21 protein-coding genes are annotated in these 22650 nt (G+C 60.4%); 12 read left to right on the plus strand and 9 right to left on the minus strand.

All coding sequences use genetic code 11. The features are described 5' to 3' along the window. Positions 1-206 precede the first annotated feature (206 nt). The 8 genes from glpD to D8U82_RS13800 all read left to right on the plus strand — a co-directional run bounded on the left by glpD (position 207) and on the right by D8U82_RS13800 (position 9318). Positions 207-1742: a glycerol-3-phosphate dehydrogenase gene (gene glpD / locus D8U82_RS13765; RefSeq protein ID WP_130902352.1), complete on the plus strand. Its 1536-nt coding sequence runs from the start codon at positions 207-209 to the stop codon at positions 1740-1742. A gap of 521 nt (positions 1743-2263) precedes the next feature. Next, the gene (locus D8U82_RS13770; RefSeq protein ID WP_024014164.1) at positions 2264-3178 is read left to right on the plus strand and encodes a glutamate/aspartate ABC transporter substrate-binding protein; all 915 of its coding nucleotides are present in this window, start codon (positions 2264-2266) and stop codon (positions 3176-3178) included. 201 nt (positions 3179-3379) lie between these two features. Continuing rightward, positions 3380-4126, plus strand: a complete 747-nt coding sequence (locus D8U82_RS13775) for an amino acid ABC transporter permease (protein WP_056790046.1) — start codon at positions 3380-3382, stop codon at positions 4124-4126. Beyond that, the gene (locus tag D8U82_RS13780) at positions 4126-4797 is read left to right on the plus strand and encodes an ABC transporter permease subunit (protein ID WP_016773391.1); all 672 of its coding nucleotides are present in this window, start codon (positions 4126-4128) and stop codon (positions 4795-4797) included. The genes D8U82_RS13775 and D8U82_RS13780 overlap by 1 nt, the downstream gene beginning before the upstream one ends. Further along, positions 4794-5528, plus strand: a complete 735-nt coding sequence (locus D8U82_RS13785) for an amino acid ABC transporter ATP-binding protein (RefSeq protein WP_016773390.1) — start codon at positions 4794-4796, stop codon at positions 5526-5528. The genes D8U82_RS13780 and D8U82_RS13785 overlap by 4 nt, the downstream gene beginning before the upstream one ends. A 228-nt stretch (positions 5529-5756) precedes the next feature. Next, positions 5757-7658: an ATP-binding protein gene (locus D8U82_RS13790; RefSeq protein ID WP_056790048.1), complete on the plus strand. Its 1902-nt coding sequence runs from the start codon at positions 5757-5759 to the stop codon at positions 7656-7658. Continuing rightward, entirely contained in the window at positions 7655-8980 is a 1326-nt protein-coding gene (locus D8U82_RS13795) for a sigma-54 dependent transcriptional regulator (RefSeq protein ID WP_024014166.1), read from the plus strand. The genes D8U82_RS13790 and D8U82_RS13795 overlap by 4 nt, the downstream gene beginning before the upstream one ends. An 8-nt stretch (positions 8981-8988) precedes the next feature. Beyond that, complete coding sequence (locus tag D8U82_RS13800) at positions 8989-9318, plus strand: GlpM family protein (RefSeq protein WP_172834034.1); 330 nt, start codon at positions 8989-8991, stop codon at positions 9316-9318. 18 nt (positions 9319-9336) lie between these two features. Here D8U82_RS13800 and D8U82_RS13805 read toward each other — a convergent pair whose 3' ends face one another. From D8U82_RS13805 to D8U82_RS13815, 3 genes are all read right to left on the minus strand, one after another. Continuing rightward, the gene (locus tag D8U82_RS13805) at positions 9337-10245 is read right to left on the minus strand and encodes a hypothetical protein (protein ID WP_130902353.1); all 909 of its coding nucleotides are present in this window, start codon (positions 10243-10245) and stop codon (positions 9337-9339) included. Beyond that, positions 10242-10937 carry a hypothetical protein gene (locus D8U82_RS13810; protein WP_024014168.1) on the minus strand — a complete coding sequence of 232 codons (696 nt, stop codon included), beginning with the start codon at positions 10935-10937 and terminating at the stop codon, positions 10242-10244. The genes D8U82_RS13805 and D8U82_RS13810 overlap by 4 nt, the downstream gene beginning before the upstream one ends. 105 nt (positions 10938-11042) lie before the next feature. After that, positions 11043-12077 carry an alpha/beta hydrolase gene (locus D8U82_RS13815; RefSeq protein WP_076564013.1) on the minus strand — a complete coding sequence of 345 codons (1035 nt, stop codon included), beginning with the start codon at positions 12075-12077 and terminating at the stop codon, positions 11043-11045. A 216-nt stretch (positions 12078-12293) separates the two neighbouring features. Between D8U82_RS13815 and metR the strand changes: the two genes are divergently transcribed. Continuing rightward, a complete protein-coding gene (gene metR, locus D8U82_RS13820; RefSeq protein WP_016773382.1) occupies positions 12294-13211 on the plus strand; it encodes a transcriptional regulator MetR in 918 nt (305 codons plus the stop codon). A gap of 151 nt (positions 13212-13362) precedes the next feature. Here the strand turns inward: metR and D8U82_RS13825 are convergent, their stop codons facing one another. The 5 genes from D8U82_RS13825 to D8U82_RS13845 form a co-directional block, all read right to left on the minus strand. Further along, positions 13363-13860, minus strand: a complete 498-nt coding sequence (locus D8U82_RS13825; protein WP_130902354.1) for a GNAT family N-acetyltransferase — start codon at positions 13858-13860, stop codon at positions 13363-13365. 1 nt (position 13861) lies between these two features. After that, positions 13862-14500 (minus strand): LysE family translocator, encoded by a 639-nt coding sequence (locus D8U82_RS13830; protein WP_024014171.1) that lies wholly within the window; start codon positions 14498-14500, stop codon positions 13862-13864. 23 nt (positions 14501-14523) lie between these two features. Further along, positions 14524-14934 carry an NUDIX domain-containing protein gene (locus tag D8U82_RS13835; protein WP_071173448.1) on the minus strand — a complete coding sequence of 137 codons (411 nt, stop codon included), beginning with the start codon at positions 14932-14934 and terminating at the stop codon, positions 14524-14526. 68 nt (positions 14935-15002) lie between these two features. Then, positions 15003-16328 (minus strand): APC family permease, encoded by a 1326-nt coding sequence (locus D8U82_RS13840; RefSeq protein ID WP_024014173.1) that lies wholly within the window; start codon positions 16326-16328, stop codon positions 15003-15005. Positions 16329-16596: 268 nt separating this feature from the next. After that, positions 16597-17418: a carbon-nitrogen hydrolase family protein gene (locus D8U82_RS13845; protein ID WP_130902355.1), complete on the minus strand. Its 822-nt coding sequence runs from the start codon at positions 17416-17418 to the stop codon at positions 16597-16599. Positions 17419-17542: 124 nt separating this feature from the next. Between D8U82_RS13845 and D8U82_RS13850 the strand changes: the two genes are divergently transcribed. Continuing rightward, positions 17543-18343 carry a LuxR C-terminal-related transcriptional regulator gene (locus D8U82_RS13850; protein WP_130902356.1) on the plus strand — a complete coding sequence of 267 codons (801 nt, stop codon included), beginning with the start codon at positions 17543-17545 and terminating at the stop codon, positions 18341-18343. Positions 18344-18439: 96 nt separating this feature from the next. Then, positions 18440-20059 carry an FMN-binding glutamate synthase family protein gene (locus tag D8U82_RS13855; RefSeq protein WP_130902357.1) on the plus strand — a complete coding sequence of 540 codons (1620 nt, stop codon included), beginning with the start codon at positions 18440-18442 and terminating at the stop codon, positions 20057-20059. Positions 20060-20136: 77 nt separating this feature from the next. Here the strand turns inward: D8U82_RS13855 and D8U82_RS13860 are convergent, their stop codons facing one another. After that, positions 20137-21558, minus strand: a complete 1422-nt coding sequence (locus D8U82_RS13860; RefSeq protein ID WP_024014178.1) for an amino acid permease — start codon at positions 21556-21558, stop codon at positions 20137-20139. 472 nt (positions 21559-22030) lie between these two features. Between D8U82_RS13860 and D8U82_RS13865 the strand changes: the two genes are divergently transcribed. Continuing rightward, positions 22031-22489: a transposase gene (locus D8U82_RS13865; protein ID WP_130902358.1), complete on the plus strand. Its 459-nt coding sequence runs from the start codon at positions 22031-22033 to the stop codon at positions 22487-22489. Positions 22490-22650: the final 161 nt, after the last annotated feature.

Raw genomic sequence — 22650 nt, forward strand, 5'->3', positions numbered from 1 at the left:
CTGCTCGCGAAAACAATCGATCAAACAACACATCTTCTGCGCCCTTGCGCGCGTTCATGTTCGAAAATTTTCTTTTAATCGCCCTTCGATGAGTTTTTTCAATCGAACGCGACTGGCTGCGCGCGTGTTTATGGGCTACCATTTTCGTAAATGAACATTAATGTTCGATTTCCAAGACATAAAACCAAAAGAACCGAGGCCAGCCGATGTCCACCTCTACCTTGCGTACGCCCCCTCTCTCCGAGATCTATGACGTTGCCGTGATTGGCGGCGGGATCAACGGCGTAGGGATCGCAGCGGATGCCGCCGGTCGCGGTCTTTCGGTGTTCCTTTGCGAAAAAGACGACTTGGCCAGCCACACCTCGTCGGCCAGCAGCAAGCTGATCCACGGTGGCCTGCGCTATCTGGAGCATTACGAATTCCGTCTGGTGCGTGAAGCGCTGGCTGAGCGCGAAGTGCTGCTGGCCAAGGGGCCGCACATCGTCAAACCGATGCGTTTCGTCCTGCCACACCGCCCGCACCTGCGGCCGGCGTGGATGATTCGTGCCGGCCTGTTCCTTTACGACAACCTCGGCAAGCGCGAAAAATTGCCGAGTTCGAAAAGCCTGAAGTTTGGCGCCGACAGCGCGCTGAAAAGCGAAATCAAGAAAGGCTTCGAATACTCCGACTGCTGGGTCGATGACGCCCGCCTCGTGGTCCTGAACGCTATGGCCGCCCGCGAAAAAGGCGCCCACGTTCATACCCAGACCCGCTGTGTCAGTGCCCGCCGCAGCAAAGGTTTGTGGCATCTGCATCTGGAGCGCGCCGACGGCAGCCTGTTTTCGATCACCGCCAAAGCCCTGGTCAACGCCGCCGGTCCGTGGGTGGCGAAGTTCATTCGTGACGACCTGAAGATGGAATCGCCGTACGGCATCCGTCTGATTCAGGGCAGCCATATCATCGTGCCGAAACTGTACGAAGGCGAACATGCGCACATTCTGCAAAACGAAGACCAGCGCATCGTTTTCACCATTCCGTACCTGAACCACTTCACCCTGATCGGCACCACCGACCGCGAGTACACCGGCGACCCGGCGAAAGTGGCGATCACCGAAGGCGAAACCGATTACGTGCTGAAAGTGGTCAACGCCCACTTCAAGAAGCAGCTGAGCCGCGAAGATATTGTGCACAGCTACTCGGGCGTTCGCCCGCTGTGCAACGACGAATCCGACAACCCGTCGGCAGTGACCCGCGATTACACCCTGGCGCTGTCGGGCAGTACCGAAGAAGCGCCGTTGCTGTCGGTGTTCGGTGGCAAGCTGACCACTTACCGCAAACTCGCCGAGTCGGCGATGGCGCAATTGATGCCGTTCTTCACCCAAATGCGCCCGAGCTGGACTGCCACCGCCACCCTGCCCGGCGGCGAAGACATGACCACGCCAGAGGCGCTGAGCGCGCGAATTCGCGACAAATTCGATTTCGTCCCGACTGAAATCGCCCGGCGCTGGGCCGTCACCTACGGCAGCCGCACCTGGCGCATGCTCGAAGGCGTGGAAACACTGGCCGACATGGGCGAACACATCGGCGGCGGGCTCTACACCCGCGAAGTCGATTACCTTTGCAGCGAAGAATGGGCGACCACGGCGCATGACATTCTGTGGCGCCGCACCAAGCTAGGCTTGTTCACCACAGCGGAGGAGCAGCAGAAGCTCGCGACGTATCTGGGCAAGGTTGAGCAGAATCGGAAGATCGAAGCGGCTTGATCTCACCGTTCAAATGAAAGCCCCTGAATCGAGAGATTCAGGGGCTTTTTGTTATGTGGACTTTGTTGAACCTGATTGGGGCAGTTAGATCTTTTCCCCCTCACCCCAGCCCTCTCCCCCCAGGGGTAGAGGGGGAAAGGGAGCCGATCTCCGTGGGTTCCACAGTCCGAGGTCGACTCGGTATCTCACGTCGCCGTAACTCGACCATCCACCGCAGTCAGTCCCCTCTCCCTCCGGGAGAGGGTTAGGGTGAGGGGCTTTTGATCGTTCGGTTTTCCGAACGCGACTCCACAGTCGATTCGGTTAACCGGATCTCATCTTCAACAAATTACCGCCACAAAACTTTAATAACGTTATAAAACAACCGCTTAACTGACTTCGACTGCTCTGGCACGAGTCATGCTCTACACTCTCTCGACGAATGCCTGCTGTGCCAACACTTCAGGAGCCGTCAGGCATTCGAAGCACAAAAAGGGCCGACAAACTGGCTCCATAAAAAAAACAATGTCGAGGAAAATTTGATGCGCATCGTTCCCCATATCCTGGGCGCAGCCATTGCTGCCGCTCTGATCAGCACGCCAGTTTTCGCCGCCGAGCTCACCGGCACCCTGAAGAAAATCAAAGAGTCCGGTGTCATCACCCTGGGCCACCGTGACGCCTCCATTCCGTTCTCCTACATCGCTGATGCATCCGGCAAACCGGTCGGCTACTCGCACGACATCCAGCTGGCCATCGTCGAAGCGATCAAGAAAGACCTCGACCTGCCGAACCTGCAAGTCAAATACAACCTCGTCACCTCGCAGACCCGTATCCCGCTGGTGCAGAACGGCACCGTGGACGTCGAGTGCGGTTCGACCACCAACAACGTCGAGCGTCAGCAGCAGGTCGACTTCTCCGTCGGCATCTTCGAAATCGGTACCCGTCTGCTGTCCAAGAAAGACTCCAAGTACAAGGATTTCGACGATCTGAAAGGCAAGAACGTCGTGACCACCGCCGGTACTACTTCCGAGCGCATCCTCAAGGCGATGAACGCCGACAAGCAGATGGGCATGAACGTCATCTCCGCCAAAGACCACGGCGAGTCCTTCCAGATGCTGGAATCGGGCCGTGCCGTTGCCTTCATGATGGATGACGCACTGCTGGCCGGCGAAGCCGCCAAGGCCAAGAAAGCCGCCGATTGGGAAGTGACCGGCACGCCACAGTCGTATGAAATCTACGGCTGCATGATGCGCAAAGGCGACGAGCCGTTCAAAAAAGCTGTGGATGACGCGATCAAGGCCACCTACGCTTCGGGCGACATCAACAAGATCTACGAGAAGTGGTTCATGCAGCCGATTCCGCCAAAAGGCCTGAACCTGAACTTCCCGATGAGCGACGAGCTCAAGGCGCTGATCGCCAATCCGACCGACAAAGCGGCTGACGACAAGAAGTCCTGATTTTCTGACTAACCTTATCCCCTGAGGAGGCGCCTGCCTTTTCAGGGGATGGTCACTCCCTGCTGGCATTTTTTCTGGAAACACTCGAACCGGTGGCTGTCGAGCCGATCGCGTGTGCCCGGTCTTTGAAAAAAGACTGGGGAGGGAACGGAGTTCCCCAGGCGGGCACTTGTACATCGATCGAATCGAGGGGAGACCCTAATGAATTACAACTGGGACTGGGGCGTGTTCTTCAAGTCCACCGGCGTGGGCAGCGAGACCTATCTCGACTGGTTCATCTCCGGTCTGGGCTGGACCATCGCCATCGCCGTCGTGGCGTGGATCATCGCCCTGCTGCTCGGCTCGCTGCTGGGCATCATGCGCACCGTGCCGAACCGCATCGTATCGGGCATCGCGACCTGCTACGTCGAGCTGTTCCGTAACGTGCCGCTGCTGGTGCAGCTGTTCATCTGGTACTTCCTGGTTCCCGATCTGCTGCCACCGGATCTGCAGGAGTGGTACAAGCAGGACCTCAACCCGACCACTTCGGCCTACCTGAGCGTTGTCGTCTGCCTCGGTCTGTTCACCGCCGCCCGTGTCTGCGAGCAAGTGCGCACCGGTATCCAGGCACTGCCTCGTGGCCAGGAATCCGCCGCCCGCGCGATGGGTTTCAAGCTGCCGCAGATCTACTGGAACGTGCTGCTGCCCCAGGCCTACCGGATCATCATTCCGCCGCTCACCTCGGAATTTTTGAACGTGTTCAAGAACTCCTCCGTGGCGTCCCTGATCGGTTTGATGGAATTGCTGGCGCAGACCAAACAGACCGCCGAGTTCTCGGCCAACCTGTTCGAAGCGTTCACCCTGGCAACCCTGATCTATTTCACCCTCAACATGAGCCTGATGCTGCTGATGCGCCTGGTCGAGAAGAAAGTCGCGGTGCCCGGCCTGATCTCCGTGGGGGGTAAATAATGGAATTCGATTTCAGTGGCATCGTCCCGGCCATTCCCGGTTTGTGGAACGGCATGGTGATGACCCTCAAGCTGATGGCCATGGGCGTGATCGGCGGGATGATACTCGGCACGATCCTCGCGCTGTGCCGTCTGTCGCACAACAAGCTGCTGTCGAGCATCGCTGGCGCCTACGTCAACTATTTCCGCTCGATCCCGCTGCTGCTGGTGATCACCTGGTTCTACCTGGCAGTGCCGTTCGTGCTGCGCTGGATCACCGGCGAAGACACGCCGATCGGTGCGTTCACCTCGTGCGTCGTGGCATTCATGATGTTCGAAGCGGCGTACTTCTGCGAAATCGTCCGGGCCGGTGTGCAGTCGATTTCCAAGGGCCAGATGGGTGCCGCACAAGCGCTGGGCATGAACTACGGGCAGATGATGCGCCTGATCATCCTGCCGCAGGCGTTCCGCAAGATGACCCCGCTGCTGCTGCAGCAGAGCATCATCCTGTTCCAGGACACCTCGCTGGTCTACACCGTGGGCCTGGTGGATTTCCTCAACGCCTCGCGCGCCAGCGGCGACATCATCGGCCGCTCCAATGAGTTCCTGATTTTCGCCGGTCTCGTGTACTTCATCATCAGCTTCGCCGCCTCGCGGTTGGTCAAGCGTCTGCAAAAAAGGTTCGCCGTATGATCTCTATCAAAAACATCAACAAGTGGTATGGGGACTTCCAGGTGCTGACTGATTGCAGCACCGAGGTCAAAAAAGGCGAAGTGATTGTGGTCTGCGGCCCGTCGGGTTCCGGCAAGTCGACGCTGATCAAGTGCGTCAACGCCCTGGAGCCGTTCCAGAAAGGCGACGTGGTGGTTGACGGTACGTCGATCGCTGACCCGAAAACCAACCTGCCGAAACTGCGTTCGCGGGTGGGCATGGTGTTCCAGCATTTCGAGCTGTTCCCGCACCTGACCATCACCGAAAACCTGACCATCGCGCAGATCAAGGTGCTCGGTCGCAGCAAGGAAGAGGCGACCAAAAAAGGTCTGCAACTGCTCGAGCGCGTAGGTTTGTCGGCGCACGCCCACAAGCATCCGGGGCAACTGTCCGGTGGTCAGCAACAGCGTGTGGCGATTGCCCGTGCGCTGGCGATGGACCCGATCGTCATGCTGTTCGACGAACCGACCTCGGCGCTCGACCCGGAAATGGTCAACGAAGTGCTCGACGTCATGGTGCAACTGGCTCACGAAGGCATGACCATGATGTGCGTGACCCACGAAATGGGCTTCGCCCGTAAAGTGGCCGACCGGGTGATCTTCATGGACCAGGGCAAGATCATCGAAGACTGCCCGAAAGAGGAATTCTTCGGCGACATCAGCGCCCGCTCCGAACGCGCGCAGCACTTCCTTGAGAAAATCCTGCAGCACTAAAAGCAACACACCCGCACCCTGTCTGTGGGGTGCGGGCAGCCTGACAATGAGATCCCCTGTGGCGAGGGGATTTATCCCCGTCCGGCTGCGCAGCAGTCGTAAAACCTCTGCATGCGGTCTTTCAGTTAAACCGCAGTGATGGTTTTGGGGCCGCTTCGCGGCCCAACGGGGATAAATCCCCTCGCCACAGGCACAAACAAGTGTTGTGGTTGACCCAAGGCATCTGTGATGAAATGCGACCCCACTCTTTATCGCGCTGCAGAGCCATCACTTGCCGTGAAGCCCCGTCTGATCCGTCATCTGTTCCTGCCGCCGCTGATCATCGCCCTGATGGTCGGCCTGGGTTTCATCGGCTTCTGGACCAGTGAACACTTCGGCATCCGCAGCCTCGGCGAAAACGGTCAGCGTCAGCTGGAACTGCACGCCCGGGCGGTCGAAAGCGAGATCAGCAAATACACCTACCTGCCCAGTCTGCTGGAACTCGAAACCAGTGTGCCGCAGTTGCTGGCCGACCCGACCCCGGAGCACCGGCAGACGGTCAACGACTACCTCGAAGGCCTGAACCGCCGCAGCCGCAGCCGGGCCATCTACGTCATGGACACCACCGGCCGGGTCATGGCCACCAGCAACTGGCGCGATGTCGACAGTTATCTGGGTGAAGACTTGTCCTTCCGCGCCTATTTCAAAGACGCCGTGCGCGGCCAGCCCGGGCGCTTCTATGGCATCGGCAGCACCAATGGTGAACCCGGTTACTACCTCGCCCACGGCCTCGAAGAGCACGGCAAGATCATCGGTGTCGCAGTGGTCAAGGTGCGTCTGGAAGCCATGGAAGAGCGCTGGCAACGGGCGCGTCTGGAAGCGTTCGTCAGCGATGAGAATGGCATCATCATTCTCTCCAGCGATCCCGCCAGGCGGCTGAAATCGGTGATCCCGCTCAGCGATGAGGTCAAGGAAAAACTCGCTCGCAGCCTGCAGTACTACTGGTTTCCACTCAACGAACTGCAACCGCTGGCCCGCGAGACACTGGCCGAGGGCGTGGAGAAACTGACCTTCCCGGCCAACAGCGAATTGCAGCCCGACGAAGACGACATCAGTTATCTGGCGCAAACCCGACTGCTGAGCGACACGCCGTGGAATTTCACTCTGCTGACACCGTTGCAGGACCTGCGCCGCGAAGCGATCAACCAAGGCATTCTGGTGGCGGTGGCGTTCGCCCTGTTCGCCTTCCTGCTGATTGCCTGGAACGAGCGACGCAAAGTCCTCGCCACCCGCCTCGCCGCCCGCGAAGCGTTGCAGGAAGCCAACAGCCAACTCGAACGTCGGATTACCGAACGCACCGCCGATCTGCGCGCCAGCAACGAACGCCTGAAGAGTCAGATCCGCGAGCGCCGCCAGGCCGAAGAGACGTTGCGCCGCGCCCAGGATGAACTGGTGCAGGCCGGCAAACTTGCGGCCATCGGCCAGATGTCGACCAGCATTGCCCATGAACTGAACCAGCCGCTGGCGGCGATGCGCACGCTGTCGGGCAACACCGTGCGCTTTCTCGAGCGCGGCCAGCTCGACGTCGCCAGCACCAACCTCAAGACCATCAACGACCTGATCGACCGCATGGGCCGGATCACCGCCAGCCTGCGTTCGTTTGCCCGGCGCGGCGACAACAAGGGTCAGGCCAGTCTCGGCAAAGCCGTCGACGCCGCGTTGCAAGTGCTCGGCGCGCGCGTGGAAAACACCGCGCTGCAGATTCACCGGCAGTTTGCCGATGTGCAGCTGCTGATCGATCAGACCCGCCTCGAACAGATCCTCGTCAACCTGATCGGCAACGCCCTCGACGCCATGCACGCGCAACCGCAGCCGCAGCTGTGGCTGGAAGGTGAAGAATTCAACGGCAAGTATCGCTTGCGGGTGCGCGACAACGGCCACGGCATCGACGCCGAAGCGCGCAAGCATCTGTTCGAACCGTTCTTCACCACCAAACCCGGCGAGCAAGGCCTGGGCTTGGGCCTGACCCTGTCCGCCAGCCTCGCCGCCGCTACCGGCGGGCACCTGGGTGTCGAACACCCGGCCGGCGGTGGCACCACTTTCGTCCTCAGTTTACCGTTGGTAAGCCCTCTTTCTGCCGAGCCAATATGAACCCTGAACTCAGTGTGCTGATTGTCGAAGACGACCCCCATGTGCTGCTCGGCTGCCAACAGGCGCTGACCCTCGAAGACATTCCGTGCATCGGCGTCGGCAGTGCCGAAGAGGCGCTGGCGCAGGTCGGCGACAACTTTGCCGGCATCGTCATCAGCGACATCCGCCTGCCGGGCATCGATGGCCTGGAATTGCTCACCCGTCTCAAGCAACGTGACCGCAGCCTGCCGGTGGTGCTGATCACCGGCCACGGCGACATTTCCATGGCCGTCGGCGCGATGCAGAAAGGCGCCTACGATTTCATGGAAAAACCGTTTTCGCCGGAGCGTCTGGTAGACGTCGCGCGGCGGGCGCTGGAGCAACGCAGCCTCGCCCGCGAGGTTTCCTCGTTGCGTCGACAACTGGCTGAACGCGACTCCCTTGAAGGGCGGATCATCGGCCGTTCACCAGCGATGCAGAATCTGCGCGAACTGATTGCCAACGTCGCCGACACTTCGGCCAACGTCTTGATCGAAGGCGAGACCGGCACCGGCAAGGAACTGGTCGCCCGTTGCCTGCACGATTTCAGTCGGCGCCACAGCAAACAGTTCGTCGCGCTGAACTGCGGCGGCCTGCCGGAAAACCTTTTCGAAAGCGAGATCTTCGGCCACGAAGCCAACGCCTTCACCGGCGCCGGCAAACGCCGCATCGGCAAGATCGAGCACGCCGACGGCGGCACGCTGTTTCTCGACGAAGTGGAAAGCATGCCGCTGCCGTTGCAGATCAAGTTGCTGCGCGTATTGCAGGAACGCACCCTCGAACGGCTCGGCTCGAACCAGAGCGTGGCAGTGGATTGCCGGGTGATTGCGGCGACCAAATCCGACCTTGATGAGTCGAGCAAGGCCGGTGAGTTTCGCAGCGACTTGTACTACCGCCTCAACGTCGTGACCCTGGAATTGCCACCGCTGCGCGAACGCCGCGAAGACATCCTGCAACTGTTCGAACACTTCACTCAGCAATCGGCGCTGCGCTTCGATCGCGCGCTGCCGGAGCTGGACAACCAGACCCTGTCGAACCTGATGAGCCACGACTGGCCGGGCAACGTGCGCGAACTGCGCAACGTCGCCGAACGCTTCGCCCTCGGCCTGCCGGCTTTCAAGAAATCCGGGGCCAGCGCCGGCCAGGGTCTGGCGTTTGCCGAAGCGGTGGAAGCCTTCGAGCGCAATCTGCTGGTCGACGCCTTGCAACGCAGCGGCGGCAACCTGACCCAGGCCAGCCAGGAACTGGGCATGGCCAAGACCACGCTGTTCGACAAAGTCAAAAAGTACGGGCTGAGCCACTGATGGATCTGATTCTCAAAGCCGCTATCGGCGCGGCAGTGGTGCTGATCCTCGCGGCACTGTCCAAGACCAGAAACTATTACATCGCCGGCCTGGTGCCGCTGTTCCCGACCTTTGCCCTGATTGCGCACTACATCGTTGGCAAGGGGCGTTCGGTCGACGACCTGAAGACCACGATCGTGTTTGGGATGTGGTCGATCATTCCCTACTTCGTGTATCTGGCGACGTTGTATGTGATGGTCGACCGCATGCGCCTGGAAGCGTCACTGGCGGTGGCGGCGGTAGCCTGGTTGATAGCGGCGACGGTGCTGGTGAGCGTGTGGGTCAGGCTGCATGCCTGAACCCACGCGCATCTGCCTCTAGCGACCGTAGACTCGGGCCAGTTGCGCGGACGACAAGGCATCCTCGAACGGCACCGGCACTGACTTCACCGCACCGTAGAGATTGCGGTAGCGCCAGTAGTTGCCGCTCTGCGCCAGTTGATAACCGCGCTCGACCACGCGCTGGCCGTCGAGCACGTAACGCAGGGTTTCCTGCGCGGCGGGCGGTGGCGTCGGTTGCATCAGGTCGGCGCTCAACACGCGCATGGATTCATCAATGCATTCATCCAGCACGGCGGTGACCTTGGCCAGGTCAAGGGCGCCATCATCAATGCATTGCTTGCCGCAACGACGAATCGGCTGACTGGCCACTTCGATGCGCATGCGGTACAGCGGCGAGCCGGCGATATCCTGCAATTGCACCTGATTGACCAGCACGAAACTGCCGCGATCGGGCGTCAGCATCAGCTTCGGTTCGATCAGCAAGCGTGCCGTCACCGCACCTGCCCCCTGCTTGAATCCGGACACCTGCGACGCCGCCTGAAAACGCTGTTGCAAGCGCTCCTGCAACGGCACGCCAGCAAGCAGGTCGGCCAGCGGCCGCGATTCGTTCAGCGCGGCTTTTTCGGCATCGCGCTGTAACGTACCGGAACCCATTTGCGTGTTGATCAGGCTGGCCACCAGAATCCCCGCCAACCCGGCGCCAGCGCCGGAGCTCGACACCAGTGTGTAGCTGGAATTGGCCGCGTTCACTGCCGCCTTGCTGTCGATCACCGTGCTGGCGCCGACGAATTCCGCCGGCAGTTGCACGTCGACCTTCAGCCCGTGTGCCTGCACATAGCTCATGGCGGCCTGATCCTTGAAACCGGCCTCGGGTGCCGGTTTCTGCGCACAGCCAGGCAACACCAGCAGCGAGATCGCCGCGAGGGTCAGCGCCAGACGTTTCATTGCGCGAACGGGGCGATCATTTGCTGACGGCTGTTATCCATCGCCTGATAGAACGCGTTGGACAGGTTGGTGTAGGACGGCTCGTCCCACTCGCCTTGCGCGGCTTGCACAGCGGCGAATGGCTGGTACCACAGGAGTTTGTTATCCGACAGATCGATCACCATGCCCTGGCCGCCGACCTGGGCCATCGGCACGCTGGTGGGCACAATGCTGTAGTAACTGCGGGTGGCACCGGTGGCATAGATCGACACCAGCAACAGACGGTCGATGCCGTGGGCAGCTTTCATCGGCGACAGGTCCTTGGTCATGTAGCCCTCGCGGAAATCGACTTCCTTGAAGGTCTTCAGATCGACCTTTTCATCAATGCGCTTGGCCTTGTAGCCCTTGGCTTGCAGCTTGGCGACGATGGCGTCGGGCAGGGTTTCCAGATCGCGCACCTGCCAGGTCTCGACATTGGCGCTGAGCTTGCTGTTGACGCCGGCATTGATGGCGTAATCAAGGATGCCCTGATTGCCGGTCAGCGCCAGCACTGGCGACGGTACGACGGTAATGGCCACACCGATGGTCGGCTCTTTGGCGTCCCAGAACTGTTTGTCCAGGGCCACGGGCGGTTGCACATGAGCGCAGCCGGTTAGAGTCAGTACGGCGAGCAGAGCCAGCGCGGCCCATTGACGTGTAGCGCGAAAAATCATGGATCAAGTCCCTATGTCTGAAAACGTTCCTGCGCCTTATCGGCAACAACGCGGCAAACAATAGTGGCACATTGATATTTTTTTGGCGACAGGACGCTGGCACTGTTACAGCAGATTGTTCGGCGCCGCCGGATCGACCTGCGCCCAATGCGAAGTATCCTCGCGATGCGCCTGCAGATACGGCAGCACCGCCGCCAGCAACGGCTCCTTGAACGCCTCCTGAAAGCGATGCGCCAGTCCCGGAATCAGTTTCAACTGACTGCCCTGAATGTGCGCCGCCAGATGCACGCCGTGCATCACCGGCAGCAGCGGATCTGCCGTGCCGTGCACCACCAGGGTCGGCACGCGCAGCTGATTGAGCAATGCCACCCGGCTCGGTTCGGCAAGGATCGCCATGATCTGCCGTTTGACGCCTTCGGGGTTGAATGCACGGTCGTAGGACGCCGCCGCCTGTTGCAGCAAGGCCTGACGATCATCCGTCACCGCCGGGCTACCGAGTGCCGCGAGCAGATCGGCCTGTTGCTCCAGCGCCACTTCGCGGTTCGGCGCGCCCCGCCGCGAGAGCAACTGCACCAGCGCCGCACTCGGTGCCGGCAGGCCTTCAGCGCCGGAAGTGGTCATGATCAACGTCAGGCTTTCCACCCGCTGCGGCGCCATCGCCGCCATGTGCTGGGCGATCATTCCGCCCATGCTCGCGCCGAGCACGTGGAATTGCTCAACCTTCAGCGCCGTCATCAAGCCCAGCGCATCGTCGGCCATGTCAGTCAGGCTGTAGGGGGCCGAGACCGGCAAACCAAGTTTGTAGCGCAGCACTTCGAAAGTCAGATTGGCCTCGATCGGTGCCTGCCGCCAGGTCGACAATCCGACGTCGCGGTTGTCATAGCGGATCACCCGGAAACCCTGCTGGCACAAAGCGACAACCACTTCATCCGGCCAGTGAATCAACTGCCCACCCAGGCCCATGACCAGCAACAGCGCCGGGTCCGATGCACGACCGATACTTTGATAGGCAAGACTGACCTGCGCCAGCTCGGCGTGCTCGGTCGGCACGTTGACATCACAGCGCCCGGCTGCAAACGAGCCGGCCCCGAACAAAAGCGCGGCCAACGCGGCCGCGACTGAAAACAATCTCTTGAACATGAAAAACACCAAAACGCAGCACCCCAGTAGAGCGCGAGTCTGATGAAGTTCGTACAAGCGCGCTGCCACAGTTGCATGACAGTTTGATGAAGAGTGCCGAGCGGTCGGCTGTCGATTGCATCGCCGGATCCTGGCCGGCAGATCGACAAAGCGTGCTTCATGAGACAAACTCACCTTCCACGCATTCGTCACAAGTTTTCTTCATGGAGCCCGCCGGTGCTTGAAATCCGACATCTGAAAACCCTGCATGCCCTGCGCGAGGCCGACAGCCTGGTCGATGCCGCCGACCGTTTGCATCTGACACAGTCAGCACTGTCGCACCAATTCAAAGAGCTGGAAGAGCGCATGGGCATGCAGTTGTTCGTGCGCAAGACCAAACCGGTGCGCTTCACCAGCGCCGGTTTGCGCCTGCTGCAACTGGCCGACGCCACCCTGCCGCTGTTGCGCGCCGCGGAACGGGACATCGGTCGGCTGGCCGGTGGCACCGCCGGGCGTCTGCACATGGCTATCGAATGCCACAGCTGCTTCCAGTGGCTGATGCCGACCATCGACCAGTTCCGCGATGCCTGGCCGGAAGTCGAGCTGGACTTGGCTTCGGGTTTTGCTTTCGCCCCGCTGCCAGCACTGGCCCGGGGCGATCTGGATCTGGTGGTGACCTCCGATCCGCTGGAGATTGCCGGCATCACTTACGTGCCGCTGTTCACCTACGAAGCCATGCTCGCGGTGGCCAACCAGCATGCGCTGGCGAGCAAGCCGTACATCGTTCCTGAAGACTTGTTGACGGAAACGCTGATCACCTACCCGGTGGAACGCGATCGCCTGGATATCTTCACCCGCTTCCTCGAACCGGCCGACATCGAACCGGCGCAGGTGCGCACTTCCGAGCTGACGGTGATGATGATGCAACTGGTCGCCAGCGGCCGTGGCGTCTGCGGCATGCCGCACTGGGCGCTGCATGAATACAGCTCGCGCGGTTATGTGAAGGGCAAGCGCTTGGGTGAAAAGGGCTTGTTTGCGACACTGTACGCGGCGATTCGCACCGACATGCTCGACGCGCCGTACATGCGCGATTTCCTGCTGACCGCCAAGGACACCTCGTTTTCGACCCTCGATGGGGTCAGCGCCGTACGCTGATCTGCTGTGCAGGAGATGATCGTTCCCACGCTCTGCGTGGGAATGCCTCAACGGACGCTCTGCGTTCGGCTTTGGATGGGACGCAGAGCGTCCCGGGCTGCATTCCCACGCAGAGCGTGGGAACGATCAGTAGGCGGAAATTATCGCTGGGTCAGAGTTCGCGCCACATGTGGATCTTGTCGAAGTAGTCTTCGCCCACTCGCACGGCGAGCGGTTCGAGGCCGTACTGAATGAAGCCGCAACGCTGGTACAACTGAAAAGCCGCGTCATTGCCGGCGGTGACGGTGAGCTGCAGCAGTTTCAGCGCCGGGTGCTTTTGCGCTTCGTCCAATGCCGCCTGCACCAGATCAAAGCCCAGACCCCGGCGACGAAAATCTGCCGAAACATACATGCCGAACAGCGTGGCCTTGTGGCGCGCCTTTTCGCGCGGTTCGAACGCCAGGCCGACAATCCCGGCCAACGTCCCGGCATCGAATGCCCCCAGCACCACATCGAGCTTGCTGGTCAGGCGCCCTTCCCACCAACTCAACGGCATCACTGCGCGTTCGCGCACGCTGGAAGTGAACGCCTGCGGATGCCGGTCATAGGCTTCAAGCATCAGTTCGCGGTAAGCCAGGGCATGGCTGGCGTCCAGCCGCTCGATCCACATGTCAGGCGGCCCGGCGTTGTTCGAGCATCAGTTTTACGGCGAGGCCGCCGAGCACCAGGCCCATGAAATAACGCTGCATCGCCAACCACGTCGGATTGCGCACGAACCACGAGGCGATGCCTGCGGCGAACAGCGCGATCAACAGATTGACGCTGAAGCTGACGCTGATCTGCGTGAGCCCGAGGACGATGCTTTGGGCGAACACCGAGCCGTGCTCAGGGCTGATGAACTGCGGAAACACCGACAGATAGAACACGGCGATTTTCGGGTTCAGCGCACTGGTGAGAAAGCCCATGGTGATCAGCTTGCGCGACGAGTCCGGTGGCAATTGCTGCGCTTCGAACGGCGAACGTGCGCCGGGTTTCAGCGCTTGCCAGGCCAGCCACAGCAGGTACAGCGCGCCGGCCCATTTCAACACTTCATAAGCCATCGGCACGGCCAGAAACACCGCCGTCAAACCCGCCGCCGCGGCGAACATATGCACGAAGAACCCGCCAACCACGCCAAGCAACGAAGTCACTCCGGCGCGGCGCCCCTGACAGATCGACCGCGAGATCAGATAGATCATGTTCGGCCCCGGCGTCAGCACCATCAGCAATGCGGCGGCGGCGAAGATCAGCAGGTCTTGCAACGGGATCATGGCAAAGTCCTTTGCGGGAATGATCAGGCGAGTGCCGTCAGTGAACGGCGATAAAACGGCAGGATGTGCTCGCGTGTCAATGGCGCCAGCTCGAGCGCCGGATCAGTGGCCGGATCGACCCAGATGACTTCCTCGATCTCCGCCGCCGGGCAGACATCAGTGTCGATGGTCAGTTGAAATATTTCCGCATGGACAATAAAGCCCGGCTCGTTGGCGGCGGGGGCGGAAAAACTGTTGAGGAAAATCGCCTGCGCCGGGTCGATCTGCAGCCCGAGTTCTTCTTCCAGCTCACGGGCCAATGCGTGCACTGGCAACTCGTGGGCTTCGATCTTGCCACCCGGTTGCATGAACGCCGTGGTGCCGCGCTTGCGCACCAGCAGAGTCTGGCCTTGCGGGTTGAGCAGCAGCGCAGCGGCGATATGAATGGTCGACATAAAGGAATCCCTTGGCGCAAAAGCGCCAAGGATCCCATGCCCGTCAGAGGGAAGCCAAGCCACGAAGCTCAGGTCGCTTCCTGAAAATCCAGTTCCGGCGGCTGACGGCGGAAACCACCCGTCAGCACGGCGAGATACACCACACCAATCGCCAGCCAGCTCAGCCCCAGCCACACCGCCAGATGATCAAGGCTGACCATCAGCCACAGGTCGGCCACCAGACCGATCAGCGGGCAGAGCAGAAACAGCAGCAGCTCGCGCGGACCTTTTTTCTCGCCGCCGATCCAGTAATGGAAGATCACCGACAGGTTGACCAGGCTGAACGCCAGGAACGCGCCGAAGTTGATGAACGAGGTCGAGGTGGTGACGTCGAGTTTCAGCGCCAGCAACGCCACCGCCGCGCACAACAGAATGCTGTTGACCGGGGTGCCGAAGCGCGCGTGCAAGGTGCCGAAAAACGACTTCGGCAAGACGCCGTCGCGGCCCATGGCGAACAGCAGTCGCGAACCGCTGGCCTGGGCCGACAGCCCCGAGGCGAACTGGCCGACGATCAGGCCGATCAGGAAGATCGACACGAACAGGTCGCCACCGATGTTGCGCGCAATTTCATAGGCTGCCGAGTCGACGCTGTCGAACTGGAACGATGGATGAGCGATCTGCACGAAGTACGAAACGCCGACGAAAATCAGGCCGCCAATCAGGGTGATCAGCATGATCGCCCGGGGAATGGTGCGGCGTGGATCGCGGGTCTCTTCGGTCAGGGTGCTCACAGCGTCGAAGCCAAGGAATGAATAGCAGGCAATCGCCGCGCCGCTCATGATCAGCGGCATCTGCATGTCGCCGTTGAAGAACGGTTTGATCGACCACAGCGGCGTGCTCGCATCGCCGCCGATGTAGTGCACGCACAGCGCAACGAAGGCAATCAATACGAGGAACTGCACCAGCATCAGCAAGGCGTTGATGCCGTTAGCCAGTTTCAGCCCGACGATGTTGATCGCACTGGTGATGCCGATGAACGCCAGCACCCAGATCCATTGCGGGATCGACGGAAATGCCGAAGCCAGATAAGCGGCGCCGATCAGCCAGATCGCCATCGGCAGGAACAGGTAATCGAGCAACACCGCCCAGCCGGCAATGAAACCGAGTTTCGGGCTGATCGCCTTGCGCACATAGCTGTAAGCCGAGCCGGCAACAGGGAAAGCGGCGGCCATGCGTCCGTAACTCATGGCGGTGAAGAACATTGCCACCAGCGCGGCCAGGTAGGCGGCCGGCACCATGCCGGCGGTGGACTGGGCGAGGATGCCGAAAGTGCCGAGGACAATGATCGGCGTCATGTAGGCGATGCCGAACAGCACCACCGACCCTAGCGAAAGGGTGCGTTGCAAACGAGCCATGGGCGACTTACTCCGAATGTTATTGGATTTATGGCAGAGCCGGGTTCGGCGAAAATTTCGGGTGTGGCTGATTATTTTTGTTCGACTGAAGATCGTTACCCCCCCTCACCCCAGCCCTCTCCCCCAAAGGGGGCGAGGGGGAAAGGGAGCCGATCTATGTGGACTTCAATATCTGAGTTCGACTCGGTATCTCAGGTCGATGTATTTCGAAACTACACCTCGGTCAGTCCCCTCTCCCTCCGGGAGAGGGCTAGGGTGAGGGCAGCGGTTATGGGTGTGGAATCAATAGCTCGCGAACACCGCAAGCCTGCTCCACCACCTCCCCCGGCAACTTCAAACGCTGATCATCCAGATAGCGATAATCCTTGCGCGCAATCTCCAGTTGCGTGAAATCCAGCTCGACACTGAACCGCCCTTCTTCGCGCCCAGCCTCGAACAGCAGCGTCCCCAGCGGATCGACCAGCGCGCTGCCGCCGGCAAACACCAGACCGTCATCCCCTGCATCAACGCGATTGACCATCAGCGCAAACGCCTGGTTTTCCTGGGCACGGGCCATGATCGCGGTGCGGTGGGTCGGGCCGTACGGGTCCATGTTGCCGTTGGTGACGATGAGCAATTCCGCACCCAGTTGCGCCAGGGCGCGGGCGGTTTCCGGGAACTCGATGTCGTAGCAGATCAACAGGCCCACGCGCGCACCGTTCCACACGCAGGTGGCGTAACGGTCGCCGGCTTCGAACACGCCGCGATCCGAAGCCCACAAGTGGGTCTTGCGGTATTTCAGGGCGATGCCTTCGGGGGTGATCAGCAGCGTAGTGTTGTAGAAGCGGCCGTTGTCGTTCTCGGCCATGCCGATCACCACAGCGATGTCACGCTCACGCGCTGCTGCGAGCACGGCGCTGACGGTCGGGCCGTCGAGCGGTTCGGCGATCTGCGCCACGGTTTCGGCGTTAGGGAAGCCCATCAGGTGGGTTTCCGGGAACACGATCATCTGCGTGTCGGCCGCGCAGGCAGCAATCGCCGCCAGTGCGCGTTGCAGGTTGTAAGCCGTGTCGTGATCACGGCCCGCCAGTTGGGCGAGTTCGACTTTCATGGATATCCCTTGTTATGTGGCCCGGCCCGGAAAGATTGCCCGGTGCCTGTCTGTGGGCCAGTATGCGCAGCAAGCAACCGGCCAGGGAATCACGCGGCCGGGGTAACCCGATAGGGGTAGATCGATGACACTTTCGTTGAATGACATCACTTGGCACCGCGCCGTCGGGCAACTGATCGACGCGCTCGACAAGCCGAATTTCTGGGCGCAACTGCTGCGTTTGCTCGAGCAGTACGTAGCGTTCGATAGCTGGGTGGTGCTGCTGTTCAGCGCCGATCAGCACCCGCAAGTGTTCGCCGAATGCCCCGGCGAAGATGGCAGCCCGGACCCGCTGTTCCAGGATTATCTGCGCGGGCTGTATCTGCTCGATCCGTTCTACATCGCCTGCCGCGAGCAGTCGCGCACCGGCCTGTATCGCCTTTCGGAAGTCGCGCCGGAGCATTTCGAGCTGACCGAGTATTACCAGCGATACTTTCGTCTGAATGTGGTGGCCGACGAAATCCAGTTCAATTGCCAGCTCGAAGGCGAGCGCACGCTGTGCCTGTCGCTGGGCAGTGAAAAACGTTTCACTGGCGAACAGATCGCTTTGCTGTCTTTGATTCAACCGTGGGTGCTGGGTCTGTTGCGCCAGCGTCTGCCGTACGAGATCAACGAAACCGTGGCCCTCGCCGCCGCACCTGCGCAGGCAGACTGGCGGGTGCAACTGGAAGCGTCGGTGCAACAGCTCAAGGGCGCCCAATTGACCGCGCGGGAACTGGACGTAGGGCGTTTGATGCTCAGCGGTTGTTCCAGCAAAGAAATCGCCCGCAAGCTGGAAATCTCCGTGGAAACCGTGAAAGTCCATAAGAAACACATGTACAGCAAGCTGGGGATCAAATCCCAGTCCGAGCTGTTTTCGATTTTTCTGCAGGCGCAGAACGCCTGAAACAATGTGACTAAAGCTTTTTGTGGGAGCGAGCCTGCTCGCTCCCACAGAAATGCGTGCCGTTGCACAAAATTGAGTCCGAACCAAGGAAACCGTATGAGCCTGTCGCTGCTGAGCCGCTACGCCTTCTTTGCCGTCTGTGTGATTTTCACCCTCGCCAGCCTGCCCTTTCTCCAATATGACTGGCTGTGGCCAATCAGCGCCGTCACCGCGGTGCTGAGCCTGCTCGGCGTGTTCGACTTGTTGCAGACGCGCCATGCAGTGCGCCGAAATTATCCGATTCTGGGCAACATCCGTTATCTGGTCGAAGGTATCCGCCCGGAGATTCGCCAGTACCTGCTCGAGTCCGACAGCGACGCCCTGCCCTTCTCCCGCGCCCAGCGTTCGCTGGTGTACTCGCGAGCGAAAAACGAAACCGCCGACAAACCGTTCGGCACGCTGATCGACGTCTACCAGTCCGGCTTCGAATTCATCGGCCACTCGATGCGCCCGGCGCCGTTGAGTGACCCGAACGGTTTCCGCGTCATTGTCGGCGGGCCGCAATGCACGCAGCCGTACTCAGCATCGATCTTCAATATCTCGGCGATGAGCTTCGGCTCGCTAAGTGCCAACGCCATCCGCGCCTTGAACCAGGGCGCGAAACTCGGCAATTTCGCCCACGACACCGGTGAAGGCAGCATCAGCCCGTATCACCGCGAACACGGCGGCGATCTGACCTGGGAGCTGGGCAGCGGCTACTTCGGCTGCCGCACCAGCGACGGCCGTTTCGACCCGGAACGCTTCGCCGTACAGGCACAGAACCCGCAAGTGCGCATGATCGAAATCAAGATGAGCCAGGGCGCCAAACCCGGCCACGGCGGTATCCTGCCCAAGCACAAGGTCACCAAAGAAATCGCAGAGACCCGCGGCATCCTGATGGGCGAAGACTGCGTTTCGCCGTCGCGCCACAGTGCGTTTTCCACGCCGATCGAGATGATGCAGTTCATCCAGCAACTGCGCGAACTGTCCGGTGGCAAGCCGGTGGGCTTCAAGTTCTGCCTCGGCCACCCGTGGGAATTCATGGGCATTGCCAAGGCCATGCTGGAAACCGGCATTCTTCCCGACTTCATCGTCGTCGATGGCAAGGAAGGCGGCACTGGCGCAGCGCCTGTCGAGTTCACCGACCACATCGGCGTGCCGATGCGCGAAGGCTTGCTGTTCGTGCACAACACCCTGGTCGGCTTGAACCTGCGCGACAAGATCAAACTCGGTGCCAGCGGCAAGATCGTCAGCGCCTTCGACATCGCCAGCGTGCTGGCCATCGGCGCCGACTGGGCCAACTCGGCGCGCGGCTTCATGTTCGCCATCGGCTGCATCCAGTCACAGTCGTGCCACACCAACAAATGCCCGACCGGCGTCGCCACTCAGGACGCCCTGCGCCAACGCGCTCTGGTGGTGCCGGACAAGGCCCAGCGCGTCTACAACTTCCATCGCAGCACGCTCAAAGCGCTGGCGGAGATGCTCGCTGCAGCCGGGCTTGATCATCCTTCGCAACTGTCGGCCAAGCATCTGGTGCGGCGCATGTCGGCGACCGAGATCAAGTTGTTCTCGCAGCTGCATGTATTCCTGAAACCGGGGGAACTGCTTACCGGCGAAGTGAATGGCGAGTTCTATTCGCGGATGTGGCAGATGGCGCGGGCGGACAGTTTTGAGCCGCAGGAAGTGGTAGCGGCCTAAGACTGGCGATCAGCTCGCGTGAACCAAAAAAGCCCCGATCTTGCGACCGGGGCTTTGTTTTTTTCAGCGGCTTGAACTTACGAAATCGAACGCACCGCGTCTTGCGAAACCTGGTTCGGCTGCAACTTGAACACGTAAAACAACACCGTCAGCAACACCAGAAACGCCGGCCCGACATACAGCGCCACGCGGGTATCCGGGAAGTACGCCATCAGGCCGACCACCAGTACCAGAAACGCCAGGGCGAAATATGAACTGACCGGGTACAGCCACATCTTGTACTTGAGGCCGGCACGTTCGCTGGCGCTCAGGCCTTTGCGGAATTTCAGCTGGGCGAGGAGGATCATCACCCAGGTCCAGATCGCACCGAAGGTGGCAATCGAGGTGACCCAGACGAAGACCTTTTCCGGTACCAGATAGTTGAGCACTACACCCAACAGCAACACCGCAATCGACAGCAACAACGCGCGGCGTGGCACGCCGTTGTTCGAGGTCTTGGCGAAACCGGCCGGGGCCTGGCCGTTCTGCGCCAGGCTGTAGAGCATGCGCCCGGTGCTGAAGATGCCGCCGTTGCACGACGACAGCGCCGCAGTAATCACCACGAAGTTGATAATACCGGCTGCGGTCTTGATGCCCAGCCGCTCGAAGGTCATCACGAACGGGCTGCCCTGGGTACCGATTTCATTCCACGGGTAGATCGACAGGATTACGAACAGCGCGCCGACGTAGAACAGCAGGATCCGCCAGAACACCGAGCCGATCGCGTCAGGAATGGTCTTCTGTGGGTTCTTCGCTTCACCGGCGGTCAGGCCGATCATCTCGACACCGAGGTAGGCGAACATGACCATTTGCAGCGACATCAGCACACCGGTCACGCCGTTGGGCATGAAACCGCCGTGGGCCCACAGGTTGGAAATGCCCAGCGCCACGCCGTCATTGCCGAAACCGAAGGCGATGATGCCGACGCCGCCGATGACCATGGCAATGATGGTGACAATCTTGATCAGGGCGAACCAGAATTCGAATTCGCCGAAGGCTTTCACCGCGATCAGGTTGATCGAGCCCATGCTGATCAACGCCGCCAGGGCCCAGATCCAGCGCGGCACATCCGGGAACCAGATACCCATGTACACCGCCACCGCAGTGATTTCTGCGACGCAGGTCACCAGCCACAGAAACCAGTAATTCCAACCGGTGAGAAAGCCTGCCAGCGGACCGAGATAGTCCTGCGCGTAGCGGCTGAACGAACCGGCCACCGGGTTATGCACGGCCATTTCGCCGAGTGCGCGCATGATCACCAGGATCGCCAGACCACCAAGGATGTAGGAAAGCATGATCGCCGGGCCGGCCATCTGGATGGCTTTGGCCGAACCGAGAAACAGACCGACGCCGATACAGGCACCGAGTGCCATCAGGCGGATATGCCGTTCGCCGAGTTCACGTTTGAGCGGACCGCCCGAAGCGGTGTCGCCGTGCGGCAGAGGATTGCCAACTGGCATAGGGGTACAACCTCGTCTTGTTATTGGATAGGACCACCGGGTTTCGAAGCGTCGGCCGATAGGCCTTGGCTGGGCAGGAAACCGCGTCGGCTTCGTGGGCAGACGCGTCTTGCAGGGCGGGCCTGAAAGATCAGCGGGGCGTGCAGTATAAAAAGCTCAGGGCAGGATTTTTCACTCTAAAAGTCACAACATTCAGCGACAACTCTCGGCAATAGTGGGTTCCGCGGAGAGGCATTACCTGCATTACGTAGGAAAAGTCGCCACTGAAAAAGCCGCGAAGTATTGCACAGCGATGGTGCAGCGTCATGTTTCAGCCCTAGGGCATTTGGTCCACTGTGTGATATCTCGCCTCGCTTGATCACGGATAAATCGCCCGACGGATTCAGAAATTTCGCTCAACAGTTACAGCGCCGACCGGGACGGCCAACCACTAACCTTTGAAAAAGCCAGGAGCACATGCAAGGAAGCTCACATGCCAGTCCGTCCCAACTCCCACCGTCTGCGCCAAGGTCGTTTCTCGGAAAACGGTCGTGCCTATTTCATCACCTCGGTCACCCACGAACGCCAGCCCGTATTTGCAGATTGGCAGACCGGCCGATTACTGGTTGCCGAACTGCGCCGGGCTCATCAGCAAGGAGTCGCGCAGTCCATCGCCTGGGTTGTCATGCCTGACCACTTTCATTGGCTGATGCAATTGCAACGCGGCTCCCTTGGCGAAGTCATTGGCGGTGTAAAGGCTCGCTGTACGCATGCGGTTAACAGAAAAACCGGACGTCACGGACCGCTGTGGCAAACCGGCTACCACGACCGTACGATCCGTGACGGCGAGGACCTGGAGCCCATCGCCCGCTATATCATCAATAATCCCTTGCGAGCCGGGCTGGTCGATAACCTCGGTGATTACCCGCTTTGGGATGCCTGGTGGCTCTGAGCGCAATAGTTCTATGGAATAGGTGGATTTCTTCCTCACACAGACAAACTCCCGGGATGTGAACAGCCTCTTTGTGGCGAGGGGATTTATCCCCGCTCGGCTGCGAAGCAGGCGCAACTTCCTCACATGCGGTGTGCCTGTAGAAACCGTGTTGGCAGGTT

It is taken from the genome of Pseudomonas sp. Sample_23, assembly GCF_004307595.1.
Lineage (GTDB): Bacteria > Pseudomonadota > Gammaproteobacteria > Pseudomonadales > Pseudomonadaceae > Aquipseudomonas > Aquipseudomonas atacamensis.

Excerpts from the sequence above, each read along its gene's own strand:
- glpD (WP_130902352.1), top strand. The coding sequence starts at position 207 with ATGTCCACCTCTACCTTGCGTACGCCCCCTCTCTCCGAGATCTATGAC.
- D8U82_RS13770 (WP_024014164.1), top strand. The coding sequence starts at position 2,264 with ATGCGCATCGTTCCCCATATCCTGGGCGCAGCCATTGCTGCCGCTCTG.
- D8U82_RS13775 (WP_056790046.1), top strand. The coding sequence starts at position 3,380 with ATGAATTACAACTGGGACTGGGGCGTGTTCTTCAAGTCCACCGGCGTG.
- D8U82_RS13780 (WP_016773391.1), top strand. The coding sequence starts at position 4,126 with ATGGAATTCGATTTCAGTGGCATCGTCCCGGCCATTCCCGGTTTGTGG.
- D8U82_RS13785 (WP_016773390.1), top strand. The coding sequence starts at position 4,794 with ATGATCTCTATCAAAAACATCAACAAGTGGTATGGGGACTTCCAGGTG.
- D8U82_RS13790 (WP_056790048.1), top strand. The coding sequence starts at position 5,757 with ATGAAATGCGACCCCACTCTTTATCGCGCTGCAGAGCCATCACTTGCC.
- D8U82_RS13795 (WP_024014166.1), top strand. The coding sequence starts at position 7,655 with ATGAACCCTGAACTCAGTGTGCTGATTGTCGAAGACGACCCCCATGTG.
- D8U82_RS13805 (WP_130902353.1), bottom strand. The coding sequence starts at position 10,245 with ATGAAACGTCTGGCGCTGACCCTCGCGGCGATCTCGCTGCTGGTGTTG.
- D8U82_RS13810 (WP_024014168.1), bottom strand. The coding sequence starts at position 10,937 with ATGATTTTTCGCGCTACACGTCAATGGGCCGCGCTGGCTCTGCTCGCC.
- D8U82_RS13815 (WP_076564013.1), bottom strand. The coding sequence starts at position 12,077 with ATGTTCAAGAGATTGTTTTCAGTCGCGGCCGCGTTGGCCGCGCTTTTG.
- D8U82_RS13825 (WP_130902354.1), bottom strand. The coding sequence starts at position 13,860 with ATGTGGATCGAGCGGCTGGACGCCAGCCATGCCCTGGCTTACCGCGAA.
- D8U82_RS13830 (WP_024014171.1), bottom strand. The coding sequence starts at position 14,500 with ATGATCCCGTTGCAAGACCTGCTGATCTTCGCCGCCGCCGCATTGCTG.
- D8U82_RS13835 (WP_071173448.1), bottom strand. The coding sequence starts at position 14,934 with ATGTCGACCATTCATATCGCCGCTGCGCTGCTGCTCAACCCGCAAGGC.
- D8U82_RS13840 (WP_024014173.1), bottom strand. The coding sequence starts at position 16,328 with ATGGCTCGTTTGCAACGCACCCTTTCGCTAGGGTCGGTGGTGCTGTTC.
- D8U82_RS13845 (WP_130902355.1), bottom strand. The coding sequence starts at position 17,418 with ATGAAAGTCGAACTCGCCCAACTGGCGGGCCGTGATCACGACACGGCT.
- D8U82_RS13850 (WP_130902356.1), top strand. The coding sequence starts at position 17,543 with ATGACACTTTCGTTGAATGACATCACTTGGCACCGCGCCGTCGGGCAA.
- D8U82_RS13855 (WP_130902357.1), top strand. The coding sequence starts at position 18,440 with ATGAGCCTGTCGCTGCTGAGCCGCTACGCCTTCTTTGCCGTCTGTGTG.
- D8U82_RS13860 (WP_024014178.1), bottom strand. The coding sequence starts at position 21,558 with ATGCCAGTTGGCAATCCTCTGCCGCACGGCGACACCGCTTCGGGCGGT.
- D8U82_RS13865 (WP_130902358.1), top strand. The coding sequence starts at position 22,031 with ATGCCAGTCCGTCCCAACTCCCACCGTCTGCGCCAAGGTCGTTTCTCG.